Origin of the sequence: Amycolatopsis sp. CA-161197, assembly GCF_050942255.1 — a bacterium.
Taxonomy (GTDB): domain Bacteria; phylum Actinomycetota; class Actinomycetes; order Mycobacteriales; family Pseudonocardiaceae; genus Amycolatopsis.
Genome location: NZ_CP192059.1, coordinates 9,208,202 through 9,221,533 on the forward strand (window position 1 = coordinate 9,208,202; position 13,332 = coordinate 9,221,533).

General features: G+C 70.0%; 10 protein-coding genes, 1 pseudogene and 1 riboswitch. Of the genes and pseudogenes, 4 read left to right on the forward strand and 7 right to left on the reverse strand.

Annotated features, from left to right (window positions below; all coding sequences use genetic code 11):
* Positions 1-47: 47 nt before the first annotated feature.
* From ACQPXB_RS43615 to ACQPXB_RS43625, 3 genes are all read right to left on the reverse strand, one after another.
* The gene (locus ACQPXB_RS43615; RefSeq protein WP_386953804.1) at positions 48-1,820 is read right to left on the reverse strand and encodes an ABC-F family ATP-binding cassette domain-containing protein; all 1,773 of its coding nucleotides are present in this window, start codon (positions 1,818-1,820) and stop codon (positions 48-50) included.
* Between the two features lie 37 nt (positions 1,821-1,857).
* Positions 1,858-2,826 carry a 4-(cytidine 5'-diphospho)-2-C-methyl-D-erythritol kinase gene (locus tag ACQPXB_RS43620; RefSeq protein ID WP_386953801.1) on the reverse strand — a complete coding sequence of 323 codons (969 nt, stop codon included), beginning with the start codon at positions 2,824-2,826 and terminating at the stop codon, positions 1,858-1,860.
* 228 nt (positions 2,827-3,054) lie between these two features.
* Complete coding sequence (locus ACQPXB_RS43625; RefSeq protein ID WP_366585531.1) at positions 3,055-4,065, reverse strand: methionine ABC transporter ATP-binding protein; 1,011 nt, start codon at positions 4,063-4,065, stop codon at positions 3,055-3,057.
* Positions 4,066-4,278: 213 nt separating this feature from the next.
* Positions 4,279-4,369, reverse strand: a riboswitch (SAM riboswitch).
* Between the two features lie 385 nt (positions 4,370-4,754).
* Between ACQPXB_RS43625 and ACQPXB_RS43630 the strand changes: the two genes are divergently transcribed.
* A complete protein-coding gene (locus ACQPXB_RS43630) occupies positions 4,755-5,339 on the forward strand; it encodes a TetR/AcrR family transcriptional regulator (protein WP_386953799.1) in 585 nt (194 codons plus the stop codon).
* Here the strand turns inward: ACQPXB_RS43630 and rsmA are convergent.
* From rsmA to metG, 4 genes are all read right to left on the reverse strand, one after another.
* Complete coding sequence (rsmA, locus tag ACQPXB_RS43635; RefSeq protein WP_432847786.1) at positions 5,330-6,169, reverse strand: 16S rRNA (adenine(1518)-N(6)/adenine(1519)-N(6))-dimethyltransferase RsmA; 840 nt, start codon at positions 6,167-6,169, stop codon at positions 5,330-5,332. The genes ACQPXB_RS43630 and rsmA overlap by 10 nt on opposite strands.
* A 35-nt stretch (positions 6,170-6,204) precedes the next feature.
* The gene (locus ACQPXB_RS43640) at positions 6,205-7,590 is read right to left on the reverse strand and encodes a transglycosylase family protein (RefSeq protein WP_366585729.1); all 1,386 of its coding nucleotides are present in this window, start codon (positions 7,588-7,590) and stop codon (positions 6,205-6,207) included.
* Between the two features lie 414 nt (positions 7,591-8,004).
* Positions 8,005-8,841 carry a TatD family hydrolase gene (locus tag ACQPXB_RS43645; RefSeq protein ID WP_432847787.1) on the reverse strand — a complete coding sequence of 279 codons (837 nt, stop codon included), beginning with the start codon at positions 8,839-8,841 and terminating at the stop codon, positions 8,005-8,007.
* A 137-nt stretch (positions 8,842-8,978) separates the two neighbouring features.
* Positions 8,979-10,772: a methionine--tRNA ligase gene (gene metG / locus ACQPXB_RS43650; RefSeq protein ID WP_364049188.1), complete on the reverse strand. Its 1,794-nt coding sequence runs from the start codon at positions 10,770-10,772 to the stop codon at positions 8,979-8,981.
* A 61-nt stretch (positions 10,773-10,833) separates the two neighbouring features.
* On the opposite strand from metG, the gene ACQPXB_RS43655 reads away from it, so the two are divergent.
* The 3 genes and pseudogenes from ACQPXB_RS43655 (at position 10,834) to ACQPXB_RS43665 (ending at position 13,261) form a co-directional block, all read left to right on the forward strand.
* Positions 10,834-11,421, forward strand: coding sequence for a PadR family transcriptional regulator (locus ACQPXB_RS43655; protein ID WP_386951365.1), 588 nt, complete (start codon positions 10,834-10,836; stop codon positions 11,419-11,421).
* 92 nt (positions 11,422-11,513) lie between these two features.
* A pseudogene (locus tag ACQPXB_RS43660) lies at positions 11,514-12,507 on the forward strand (ATP-binding cassette domain-containing protein).
* On the forward strand, positions 12,497-13,261 hold the full coding sequence (locus ACQPXB_RS43665; protein WP_432847789.1) for an ABC transporter permease: 765 nt from the start codon (positions 12,497-12,499) through the stop codon (positions 13,259-13,261). The pseudogene ACQPXB_RS43660 and the gene ACQPXB_RS43665 overlap by 11 nt, the downstream one beginning before the upstream one ends.
* The last annotated feature ends 71 nt before the right edge of the window (positions 13,262-13,332 follow it).

Here is a 13,332-nt window from a genome sequence, read left to right on the forward strand (position 1 = left end):
CGCCTGCGGTGGCGTGAACAGCGTCGATCAGGCCGCGGATCAAGCCGTCATTCGAGGGCTTCGGACGTCTCCAGCCACTTCGCCTCGACGTCTTCCTTCTCCGCGTGCACGCCCTTCAGCTCGGTGTTCAACGCGATGAGCTTGTCCGGGTCCGTGGCCGCTTCGAGCAGCGCCGCGTGCAGCTTCTCCTCGCGCGCGGCCAGCTGGTCGAGCTTGCGCTCCAGCCGCCCGAGCTCCTTCTGCGCGGCCCGGATCTCCGCGTTGCTGCGCTTGGCCTCGACCTTCCCCGGAGCCGCCGATGACTCGCGCCGCGGCGTCGCCTCCCGCAGCTTCGTGCGGCGGTTGAGGTACTCCTCGATGCCGCCGGGCAAGTTCGTCACGTGGCCGTCGCCGAACAGGGCCACGGTGATGTCGCAGACGCGCTCCACGAGGTAGCGGTCGTGCGAGACCACGACCATCGTGCCGGGCCAGCCGTCGAGGAGGTCTTCGAGCTGCTGCAGGGTGTCGATGTCCAGGTCGTTGGTGGGCTCGTCGAGCAGCAGCACGTTGGGCTCGGCCATCAGCAGCCGGCACAGCTGCAGCCGGCGCCGCTCGCCACCCGACAGGTCACCGACGGGCGTCCACTGCCGTTCGGGCGGAAAGCCGAGCTTCTCGCCCAGCTGCGAGGCCGTCATCTCCTGCTTGCCGAACACCACGCGCCCGGCCACCTGCTCGATCGCCTGCAGCACGCGCAGGTCGCCCGGCAGGTCGTCGAGCTCCTGGCGCAGGTGCGCGAGCGCCACGGTCTTGCCCTCGATCCGCCGCCCGGTCTCCGGTTCGACGTCGCCGCCGAGCAGCTTGAGCAGCGAGGTCTTGCCCGAACCGTTCACGCCGACGAGACCCACGCGGTCACCCGGCCCGATCCGCCACGTCACGTGGTCGAGCAGCGTCCGGTCGCCGACGCTCAACGACACGTCTTCCAGCTCCAGCACCGTCTTGCCGAGCCGGCGCTTCGCGAACGCCATCAGCTCCACGGAATCGCGCAGCGGCGGCACGTCGGCGATCAGCGCCTCGGCGGCTTCCACGCGGTAGCGCGGCTTCGACGAGCGCGCCTGCGGGCCGCGGCGCAGCCACGCCAGCTCCTTGCGCGCCAGGTTCTGCCGCTTCTCCTCGGCCGTCGCGGCCAGGCGCGCCCGCTCGGCGCGCGCGAAGATCCAGTCGGCGTAACCACCTTCGTACTGCTCGACCCGACCGTTGGCGACCTCCCACGTGAGGCTCGCGACGGTGTCGAGGAACCACCGGTCGTGGGTCACGACCACCACGGCGATGCGGCGGGCCAGCAGGTGATCGGCCAGCCACCGGACACCTTCGACGTCCAGGTGGTTGGTGGGCTCGTCGAGCACCACGAGGTCGAGCTCGCCGGTCAGCGCCGCGGCCAGCGCGACGCGACGGCGTTCGCCACCGGACAGGTTCGCGGTCGGGGTGTCGAGGCCGATCGCGGTGATCCCGAGCCCGTCCACAATGGACCGTACGCGTGCGTCGGCGGCCCATTCGTGTTCCGCGCCATAGCGTTCGAGCACGACGTCGCCGACCGTGCTGCCCGAAGGCAGCTCGGTGCGCTGGGTGACGACGGCCATGCGCAGATCACGAACATGGCTCACGCGGCCGGAATCCGGCTCGCTCAGACCCGCGAGCACCTCCAGCAACGTCGTCTTGCCGCCTCCGTTGAGACCGACCACACCGATGCGCTGTCCTGCGGCGACGCCGAGCGAAACGCCGTCCAGCAGCGGTTTCACGCCGTACGACTTGCTCACCGACTCCAGGTTGACCAGGTTGGCCATCCGATTCAGCCGATCCTTTCCACAGTGGACTAGAAGTTCAGGCGTGCACGCGCGGTGGCGCGCCACGGGGTGCGTCGTCTCCGCCGACCAGCCGGGCGCCGGGCACCGGGCCGTGGGCGACGCGCACCGTCCGGCACACGCCGGCGCCGGACAGCTCGGCCGCCACCTCGACGGCGGCCTGCGCGTCGGCGCAGAGGAACGCGCACGTGGGCCCCGAGCCGGACACGCAGCCGGCCAGCGCGCCCGCGTTCACGCCCGCACGCAGCGTGCGGCGCAGGCCGGGGCGCAGCGACACGGCGGCCGCCTGCAGGTCGTTGCCCAGCAGCAGCGCGAGCTGACGCGGGTCACCCGAGGCGAGAGCCTCGACCACGGGGGTGTGCGAGCCGATGCGCGGCGGGTTGCCGTCGGTGCGAAGGCGGTCGAGCTCGCCGAACACCTTCGGCGTCGACAGGCCTTCGGTGTCGAACGCGAGCACCCAGTGGAACGTGTGGCGCGACAGCACGGGCACGAGCTGCTCACCGCGGCCGGTGCCGAGCGCGGTGCCGCCGTAGAGCGCGAAGGGCACGTCGCTGCCGAGCTTGCCCGCGATGGCGGCCAGCTCGTCGCGCGTCACGTCGAGCTTCCACAGCGAGGCCAGGCCGACGAGCGTCGCCGCCGCGTCGGCGCTCCCGCCCGCCATGCCGCCCGCGACGGGGATGCCTTTGCGCAGCACGATCCGCACCTTCGGGTCGTCGCCTTCGGCGCGACCGGCGTAGGTGGCGAGCTCCTGGGCCGCGCGCCAGGCGAGGTTTGTGGCGTCGGTGGGCACCGACCCCTCCCCCTCGCCGAAGACCTCGAGCCCCGGGTCGTCGGTGACCGCGACGGTCACCTCGTCCGTGAGCGACAACGCCTGGAAGACGGTGACCAAGTCGTGGTAGCCGTCCTCGCGCAGGTCACCGATGGCCAGGTGCAGGTTGACCTTGGCCGGGACCCGGACGGTGACTGGTGGTGGAACTACGGCGAGCACCCGTCAAGCCTACGTGGCCGGGCGCCTGGCCTCCCCACCAGGAGAAAACAGCCGTTTTCAGGACGGCTGTCCCAACCTCTCGGACACGCTCCCGACTCTCCCGTCCCCCAGTCCCACCGCACCCCACCGTGGCGTTGGTTGCGCTCAACGCACCCAATGCGGCGTTCGTTGCGTTGAACGCACCGAACGCCACAGTGGGGCGCGGTGAGCCGGAGGTGTGGCGAGCGGTCAGGCGGCGACGCTCTGCGCGGCCCGCACGGCCGGCGTCACGTGGGCGCCACGGTCGGCGATCCACGCCAGCGCCGCGTCGGCGCGCTCGCCGCGGACGCCGATGCGGAAGCGGGCGATCGGGGTGTCGCCGATGCGCGTGAGACCGCCGCCGATGGTGGCGACCTCCACGTCGAAGCGGCCGGCCGCCTCGGGCAGCAGGGCGCCGACGGACGCGAAGCCGATCAGCACGACGTCGGCGGACCGGTCGTACTTCGCGGCCTGCGCGCGGGCGGTCTCGATGGCCGGCAGCACCGCCTGCGCGGTCCAGCTGCCCGGCGAGGCGATGAGGTCCAGCACGTGACCGCGTTCGACGACCGCGCCGTCTTCGAGCACCGCGACGTCGTCGCAGACGCGGCGGACGACACCGGCGTCGGGCGTGGTCAGGAGCACGGTGGTGCCCAGCTCGGCGCGCGCCCGGTCGAGCACGGCGAGCACGGCGCCGGCCTCCTCGGGGGCGATGCCGGCGGTGGGGTCGTCGGCGAGCAGCACGGCGGGGCCGGCGGCGAGGGCCTTGGCCACGGCGACGCGGCGCAGCTGGCCGGGCGTGAGGTCGGCCGGCTTCTGCGCGGCCCGGGCGGTGAGGCCCACGAGGTCGAGCAGGTTGCCGACGCGGCTCTTGCGCTGCGGGCCGTCGACGCCGAGCTGCTCCAGCGGCGTGGCGATGTTGCCGGCCACGGTGCGCTCGGCGAGCAGCTCCGGCTTGGTGCCGACGACACCCAGCTGACGGCGGACCTCACGCAGCCGTCGGCCGTCGAGCGCACCGGTGTTGAGGCCGTCGAGCCGCACGACACCGCGGTCCGGGCGCTCCTGCAGGGCGATGCAGCGGGCGAGCGTGGACTTGCCGGAGCCGGCGGGACCCACCACGCCGAAGAGGGAGCCGGCCTGCACGTCGACGCTCACATCACGCAGCGCGGCGACCGGATTTCCGTTGAGGGGAAAGGACTTGGACACGTTTTCGACAGTGATCACGAAGAGAGCTCCAGGCATGAGGCGCAGCACCGTTTCCGGGCGCGCCGGGCGTCACCGAATTACCGTCCTTTTCGGACGGTGCGCAGAATTGCGGAAGAAAGATCAGGCGATGACTGTGGAGCGTCGACACGCACATACCGTGCGGCGACCTTCATCGACGACGCGCCGCCGGGTCAACAGGAGCGGGCGGGCTACCCTCTGCATCGGAAACAGCCTCCATCGGTCCTGGCTGTAGCACCTGCCCCATGGGGGGTGGTTGCTGCGACTTCGGCGAGCCAGGTCTCTCAGTCGCTCGGGATGGACGTTTCTGAGTAAAGCCGATCCCATTGGGTGAACGCAAGCGCGTTGGTGCAGATCACACGAGTGGTGGTGCCCGGATACCGGGACACCCGCAGCCACATCGTGGACCCCAAAAGCTCCGGCACCGAATTTCTTCCGCGCGGCGAATCCAGCCCTTATTCCACTGTGGACGCCGCCGATCCCTGGTGGAGGCGCGATTCCGGCCCGACAATTCCGCGACGGCCCGCGCGTGGGTAAATGACGGTTCGGCCAGGTAGTTCGCCACGGCGAGACACCGCGTCTTCCCGGCCGGACACCCGCTCCCGTCCGCGAGCCGATTCCGGCCGGCTCACCCCATCGGTGATACACGCGTATCCTATACAGTTGTATCACCAACGCGGAGGAGAACCGTGGCGCACCGGGTCGACCACGAGCAGCGCCGGCGCGAGATCGCCACGGCGGTGTGGCGGATCGCGGCCGAACGCGGGCTCGACTCCGTGAGCATGCGCGAGGTGGCCGCCGAGGCGGGCGTGTCGCTGCGGCTGGTGCAGTACTACTTCGAGACGAAGCACAATCTGCTCGTGCTCTCCCTGCGTTATCTGCACGAACGCGGCGAGCAGCGCACGCAGGCCCGCATCGCGGCGCAGGTCGACCAGAGCGTGCGCGGCGTGGTCCGGACGCTGCTCACGGAACTGCTGCCGCTGGACGCCGAGCGTGAGCTGTCGCTACGCGTCCACCGCGCCTACTTCAGCCGCACCCACAGCGACCCGGCGCTGGCGAAGGTCTTCCTGCAGGCCGAGACGCCGATCGAGGACCTGCTCACCAGCCTGCTGCGCCGCACGGTTCTCCCGCCCGGCGTCCAGCCGCGGCAGGAAGCGAACCTCCTGGTCGCGGGCTTCACCGGACTCGGCCTCGACGTCCTCCACGGCCGCTTCACGCCGGGCGAGGTCCTGGCGACGCTGGACTACCACCTGGCACGGCTGTTTCAGGCTTGAGCCGCGAGCCGCACGAAGTCGTGCACGTCGAGCTGCTCGCCGCGCGTCTTCGGGTCGATGCCGGCCGCCACGAGGAGCTCACCCGCGCGGTCGGCCGAGCCGGCCCAGCCGGCGAGAGCCGCGCGCAGTGTCTTGCGGCGCTGGGAAAACGCGGCGTCGACGACTTCAAACAGGCGTTGCCGCTCGACGCCCTCCACCGGAGTGCCGCGTTCGAAGGACACGAGCGACGAGTCGACGTTCGGCACCGGCCAGAACACCGACCGCGGCACGGCGCCGACCTTGCGCGCCGGGCCGTACCAAGCGAGCTTCACGCTGGGCACGCCGTAGATGCGGCTGCCGGGACCGGCGGCCATGCGGTCGGCGACCTCGGTCTGGACCATCACCATCCCGCGCTGCAGCGACGGCAGCTCGGCCAGCAGGTGCAGCACGACGGGGACCGCGACGTTGTACGGCAGGTTCGCCACCAGCGACACGGGCTCGGCCGGCAGGTCCGCCGCGCTGATCCGCAACGCGTCGGCGCCGACCACGGTCAGCTGATCCGCGACGGAAGCGGCGCGTTCGGCGGCCGTGCGCGGAAGCCGCGCCGCCAGCTTCGGATCGATCTCGACGGCCACCACGCGGGCACCGGCGTCGAGCAGGCCCAGCGTCAGCGACCCCAGCCCGGGGCCGACCTCGAGAACGACATCGCCCGGCTGAACTCCGGCCAGCTCGACGATGCGGCGAACCGTGTTGGGGTCGTGCACGAAGTTCTGGCCGAGCTTCTTCGTCGGCCGGACGTCGAGCTCGTCCGCCAGCCCGCGGATCTCGGCAGGCCCCAGCAGTTCAACCACCGGGGAAGCCTACCGAGCCTCGGGAACTGCGGAACTCAGGCCCGCTTGCCGCAGACCGGCCAGGCGCTGTAGCCACCGCGAGCGTCGCGGACCTTCTCGGCAATCGAGATCTGCTGCGCGCGCGAAGCCTGGTTCGGGTACGCCGCGTACTGGTCGCCGCCGTAGGCATCCCAGGTGCGCTTGTCGAACTGGAGGCCGCCGTAGTAGCCGTTGCCGGTGTTGATCGCCCAGTTGCCGCCGGCCTCGCACGCTGCGATCCGGTCCCACGCGGAACCGTCGCCGATCGCCGGGTCGGCGGGCTTCTTCGTGCCCACCTTGAGGATCTTCGGCTTGGCCTCGAGGAGGACCTTCACCGAGACCTGCTCGCGGGAGACCTCTTCGCCGTTCTTCTTGGTGACCTTGTAGGTCACCATCTTCTGGCCCGGGGTGCCCGGGTCCTGAACGGTGGTCTTGCCCTGCTCGAGCGTCGGGTCGTCGACCTTCTGCACGTCGGGGTCGATGGTCTCCTGCTGGTTGACCATCGAGATGCCCATGCGGCTGACGTGGACTTCGGCGCCGTCCTTGAGGGAGACGTTCAGACCACCCTCGACCGCGTCGTCCGGGCCGAGGTTCATCTTGAAGTCGGAGAGGAACTCCTTGGTGGTCACCGCGTTCGTGGTGACCTGGCGCGGCGCGTTGGTGCCGTCGAAAAGCGTGATGTGCTTGAGGGTCTTGACCTGCACGGTCGAGCCCTCGAGCGGCAGCTCGCCGGTGCCGGGCATCGACGTCCAGGCGCCCTTGCCCATCATGTCGGCCATGCCGAGCTGGGTCATGGCCTCGCCGAGCGTGGTCGCGCGCACCCAGGACGGGCGGGACACACCGTCGACCACGAGGTTCAGCTGGCGACCGCGCTCGAGCTTGATGACGCCGCCGTCGCCGACCTCGGCCTGCGGCGAGGGCGAGAGCGAGTCGTGGGCGCCGACGGAGAGGCCGGCGTCTTCCAGGACCTCGCCGACGGTGTCGCCGTAGCTGTGGACGGTGACCTCGTGGCCGTCGACGTCGACGGTCACGCTCTTGTTCATCGCCAGCGCCGCGGCACCGCCGCCGCCGACGGCGATCAGGACGGAGAGCACAGCACCCTTGAGGAAGCGGCGCTTCCAGGTGCGGGTCGCCTCGCGCAGGCCTTCCTCGACGGCGACCTTCTTGGCCTCCGGAGTGGCGGTGCGGTCCTCGGCGAGCTCGTCCGGGATGGCGAGCGGCGGGAGCATGGTGGTCTCGGCGTTGATCAGCCGGATCAGCTCGTCGACGTCGACGTCGATCTCGGCCATCATCGCGTCGGCGTCAGGGCCGAGAGCGGCCAGCACGTCCTGCTCGGTCACGTACAGCTCGTCGGAGAACCCGAGGTCCCCGTATGCGGTGTCTTCGAGCTCGCGGTCGAGCACGGCCACCGAACCAGCGGAAGTGAAAAGGGTCTGCGCAGCACCACGATTCTCGGTGCTATGGCGCGAGCCACCCTGCCTACTACCAGTCACTGGGTCGTTCCCTTTCCCAGGACAGGACGTGTCACCACGACCTGTTCCTTCGTCGCGACGCACCATTCGGCGCGCCTCTCAAGTCCGACACCCCCAGCCAGCGCCATCGTCACGGTCCCGAGTCGTACCAACCTCGGTGCCGCTTCCCCGACGTGCACTGACGTGACTGTGGGCGTATCAGCCGGATCCGCGTCCACGGTTCCGACCGGCACGATCACGGGACAGTAACGGAGGTCGCCGGGTTGCGCAAACACCCCTCGGAGTGTCGTGACCTGTGTCACTCGTCAGTGTGGGCTACTGCGCTCCCCGAACGTCGCAATCCGTTCAACCCGTTGTGACACTGGGCAATTGGTAGACGCGTTCGGCGGTGGTCCGGACCGCCTGGGCCACCTCGTGAACCGCTTCGCCCCTCAGCGCCGCGAGGTGCCGGACGGTGTAGGCGGTGCAGTAGGGCTCGTTCGGGCGCCCACGGAACGGGTGGGGGGTCAGGAACGGCGCGTCGGTCTCGGCGAGGTACTGCCCCGCCGGCGCGAGCCGCGCGGCCTCGTGGAGCCCGCGGGCGTTCTTGAAGGTGACGGTGCCGGCGAACGAGAGCACGTAGCCCTTGTCGAGGCAGCGGCGCGCGATGTGCTCGTCGCCGGAGAAGCAGTGGAAGACGACGGTGTCCGGTGCACCCTCTTCGTCCAGGATGCGCAGCACGTCCTCGTGGGCCTCGCGGTCGTGGATCATCAGCGTCTTGCCGAGGCGCTTGGCGAGGTCGATGTGCCAGCGGAACGCGTCCTGCTGGGCGTCGTGCGGCGAGTAGTCCCAGTAGTAGTCGAGGCCGGTCTCGCCGACGGCGACCACGCGCTCGGCCGACGCCAGACGCTCCACTTCGGACTTGTCGGCGTCGCCGAAGTCCTTGGTGCGCGTGGGATGCACGGCGACGGCGGCGAACACGCGCTCGTCCCACGTGGACGCGTCGACGGCCCAGCGCGCCGAGGCGAGGTCGTCGGCGACCGTGACGACGCGGGCCACCCCGGCGCGTTCGGCGCGGTCGACCATGGCCGTCACGTCGGCGGCGGTCTTCGCGCCGCACGCGTCGAGGTGGGTGTGGGCGTCGACCACGGCGGCCGGGAGACGGTCCGGGATCGGCGGCAGTTCGCGCTTGTCTTCACCCATGCCCAAGACGCTACTGCGCGGGCTCACCGCCGCTTCGAGGGTGGTGGCGCGCGAAGCACCCCAATGTGGCGTTCGGTGCGCTCAACGCACCCCATGCGGCGTTCGGTGCGGCCGGCGCACCGAACGCCGCATGGGGGTCACTTGACGATCGGCGCCCAGTCGGGGCCGGTCTCGCCGAGGCCCGGGTCGAGCTTGGTGAACAGCGGCGTCGGCTTCTGCAGCGGACGGCCGACCTCGATCGGCTGCGACTCCCACTTGGCCTGCTCGCCCGCGTAGTCGCCGGTCAGGATCGGGTTGATCCGGCCCGGGATGTCGAGGTCCTCGACCTCCTGCAGCTCCGGCTGCGCGGCCCACACGCCCGTGCCGCCCAGCGCCTCGTGCACCTTCTGCGCCGAGTGCGGCAGGAACGGCGTGAGCAGCGTGTTCGCGTCGCTGACCACCTGCAACGCCGTGTGCAGCACGCTGTCACGGCGCGCGGGGTCGTCCTTGAGCTTCCACGGCTCCTGGTCCGACAGGTACCGGTTCGCCGCCGTGACCACGCGCATGGCCTCGGACGCCGCCGCCTTGAAGCGCGAGCGGGCCAGGTGGGCACCGGCGACGTCGAACGCCTTGCGCGACAGCGTCTTCAGCTCCTCGTCGGCCGCCGTGGGGGCGTCCGGACGCGGGATCGCGCCGACGTTCTTGTGCGCCATCGAGATCGAGCGGTTCACGAGGTTGCCCCACTCGTTGGCCAGCTCGAAGTTCGTGCGGCGGACGAACTCGTCCCACGTGAAGTCGGTGTCCTGCGTCTCCGGGCCCGCCACGGAGATGAAGTAGCGCAGCGCGTCGGGGCCGAATTCGCGCAGGAAGTCGTGCACGTAGATGACGGTGCCGCGCGAGGTGGAGAACTTCGAGCCGCTCATGGTGAGGAACTCGCTGGACACGATCTCGTCGGGCAGGTGCAGCTTGCCGTACTTACCCGGCTGGCCGCCGTGGTCGCCCTCGCCGTTGTGGCCGAGCAGCAGCGCCGGCCAGATCTGGGCGTGGAAGGTGATGTTGTCCTTGCCCATGAAGTAATAGGAGCGCGCGTCGGCGTTGTTCCACCACTCCTGCCACGCGTCGGGGTTGCCGGAGCGGCGGGCCCACTCGACGCTGGCGGAGAAGTAGCCGATCACCGCGTCGAACCACACGTAGAAGCGCTTCATCGACTGGTCGCGCCAGCCGTCGAGCGGGATCTTCACGCCCCAGTCGAGGTCGCGCGTGATCGGGCGCGGGCGCATGTCGTCGATGAGGTTCTTGGTGAAGTTGAGGACGTTCGGGCGCCAGTCGTTCTTCGTCGACAGCCAGTCGCCGAGCGTCTTGGTGAACGCGGGCAGGTCGAGGAAGTAGTGCTCGGTCTCGACGAACTTCGGCGTCTCGCCGTTGATGCGCGAGTGCGGGTTGATGAGCTCGGCGGCGTCGAGCTGGTTGCCGCAGTTGTCGCACTGGTCGCCGCGCGCGAACTCGTAGCCGCAGATCGGGCAGGTGCCCTCGACGTAGCGGTCGGGCAGCGTTCGCCCGGTCGACGGGCTGATCGCGCCGCGCGTGGTCTTCGGGACCACGTAGCCGTTGCGGTTGAGCGCGAGGAAGATCTGCTGCGTGACCTCGGCGTGGTTGCCGGTGGAGGTGCGGGTGAACAGGTCGTAGGACAGGCCGAGGCCGCGCAGGTCCTCGTCGATCTGGCGGGTGTACTTGTCGGCGGTCTGCTGCGGGGTGAGGCCCTCGTTGTCGGCCTGGACGGTGATCGGCGTGCCGTGTTCGTCGGTACCGGACACCATGAGCACCCGGTTGCCGGCCATTCGCTGGTAGCGGGAGAAGACGTCGGACGGGACGCCGAATCCGGATACGTGGCCGATGTGGCGGGGGCCGTTGGCGTAGGGCCAGGCCACCGCTGTCAACACAGAGGTGCTCATACCTGTTTAGCCTACGGAAACCGTCCAAGGCGTTTGTGGGCGGTACGCGAAGGGAGAAGCGGTGTCGGCGACGCGTCTGCTCGTGCTCGGGGTCGTGCGCATGTTCGGCCGGGCGCACGGCTACCAGGTGCGCCGGGAGCTGCTCACCTGGTCGGCGGAGAAGTGGGCCAACGTCCAGCCGGGTTCGATCTACCACGCCCTGAAGAAGATGACGGCCGAGAACCTGCTGGAGAAGGTGGACGTCGAGCCGGGTGACTCGGGACCCGACCGCGTTGCCTACCGGCTGACCGACGACGGCGAGCAGGAGTTCCAGCTGCTGCTGACCCGCGCGTTGTCCGATCCCGAGGTGGGTCATCCGGAGATGTCGGCGGGCATCGGGCTCATGCCCGCGCTACCCCGCCAGCACGCGATCAGCCTGCTGCGGCAGCGGCTCGTGCACCTCGAAGGCGAGGAACGCCGGGCGCGGCTGATGCTCGACGATCAGGCCGATTGGGGCCAGCCGCCGCACGTCGTGGAGCTGTTCCGGCTGTGGGCCGGCATCTCGGGCGCGAGCCACACGTGGCTGGAGCAGCTGATCGAACGCCTCGAGAAGGGCGAGTACGTGATGGCCGACGACGCCGAACCGTTGTTCCGCAAGCCCGCCGAGTAATCAAATTTGACTAGCGCAACCGGCTCGGGCACAGTGTGCTCGTCGATTAGTCAACTTTGACTAGTTGATCTCTGGGAGGAGAGGGGTTCTTCATGATCACGGCACGCGGGCTCGAGCGGCGGTTCCGCCGCAAGGGCCGGGGCGGGGGTGAAGTCCACGCCGTCAAGGGGGTCGACCTCGATGTGGAGGCCGGCGAGCTGGTGGGGTTCCTGGGCCCGAACGGGGCGGGCAAGACGACGACCCTGCGCATGCTCACCACGCTGCTGAAGCCGTCGGCCGGGACGGCGACCGTCGGCGGGCACGACCTGCTCGCCGATCCGCTGGGGGTCCGGCGCAACATCGGCTACGTCGCGCAGGGCGGGGGCGCGTCGCCGGAAGTGCGCGTCGCCGAGGAGATCGAGCTGCAAGGCCGGCTCTACGGCATGTCGAAGGCCGACGCGATCGCGCGCGGCGCGGTGCTCAGCGAGCAGCTCGACCTCGCGGGGCTGGACCAGCGGCTCACGAAGACGCTGTCCGGGGGGTCAGCGGCGCCGCCTCGACATCGTGCTCGGGCTCGTGCACAACCCGGGCCTCGTGTTCCTCGACGAGCCCTCGACCGGGCTCGACCCGCAGAGCCGCGCGAACCTGTGGGACCACATCCGGCGCCTGCGCGCGGAGCACGGCGTGACGATCTTCCTGACCACGCACTACCTCGACGAGGCCGACGCGCTGGCCGACCGGCTGATCGTGATCGACGACGGCCGGATCGTCGCCGAGGGCACGCCCGACTCGCTGAAGTCCCGGGTTTCCGGCGACGGCGTGGTGATCGGCGTCGACCCGTCGGTGGCCACGGACGCGGCGGATGTCGCCCGCCAGCTCACGGGCGCGCACGAGTTCGACGTGGCCGGCGGGTCGATCCGCTTCCGCGTGCCGCGCGGCGACACGGCCATGCCGGAGCTGCTGCGCGCGCTCGACGCGAAGGACATCACCATGACGTCCATGCAGGTCACGCGCCCGACGCTCGACGACGTGTTCCTCACCCTGACCGGCCGCACCCTGCGCGACTCCGAGCAGCCGAGTTCCCCGGAGGTGTCCGGTGTTGCTTGACACGTGGCTGATCTTCCGCCGTGACATGACCGCGGCGCTGCGCAATCCCGCGTGGCTGCTGATCGGGATCATGCAGCCGCTGCTGTACCTGTTCTTCTTCGGGCCCCTGCTGGTGAAGACGCTCAACGCGCAGGGCCTGTCCGACGTCGACGGCTGGATGGTGCTCACCCCCGCGCTCATCGCGCAGCTGGCACTGTTCGGCAGCTCGTTCGTCGGGTTCTCGCTGCTCGCCGACTACCGCTCCGGCGTGGTCGAACGGCTGCGCGTCACACCGGTGAGCCGCGCGGCGCTGCTGCTCGGGAAGGTGCTGGCCAACGCGTTGCAGGCGGTGGTGCAGTCGGTGCTGATCATCGTGCTCGCGTACCTGGTGTTCGACCTGAATGCGCCGGTCGGCGGGGTGCTGCTGAGCCTGCTGATCGTGTTCCTGCTGGCGCTGACGCTGGCTTCGTGTTCATACGCGCTGGCGCTCACGTTGAAGAGCGAGGAGTCGTTCCCCGCGCTGCTGAACGCGGTGCTCATGCCGCTGCTCCTGCTGTCCGGGATCCTCATCCCGATCACGGCCGGCCTGGCGCCGAAGTGGCTGTACACGATTTCGCAGATCAACCCGTTCCGGCATGTGGTGGACGTGGAGCGCAACAGCTTCCGCGGCGACTACTCCATGGACGCGTTGTTCACCGGCAGCGTGGTGGTGCTCGTGATGGCGGTGCTCGCGATCTGGTGGGGCACGCGCACGTTCCAGCGGGAAAACGCCTGATCGGACGTCGGACACGCCGGGGTTCGATTTGTGCCGCTGCTCGTTTGCCGACGTAGGGTGGCCTTTCACTT

Excerpts from the sequence above, each read along its gene's own strand:
- ACQPXB_RS43615 (WP_386953804.1), bottom strand. The coding sequence starts at position 1,820 with ATGGCCAACCTGGTCAACCTGGAGTCGGTGAGCAAGTCGTACGGCGTG.
- ACQPXB_RS43645 (WP_432847787.1), bottom strand. The coding sequence starts at position 8,841 with ATGGGTGAAGACAAGCGCGAACTGCCGCCGATCCCGGACCGTCTCCCG.
- metG (WP_364049188.1), bottom strand. The coding sequence starts at position 10,772 with ATGAGCACCTCTGTGTTGACAGCGGTGGCCTGGCCCTACGCCAACGGC.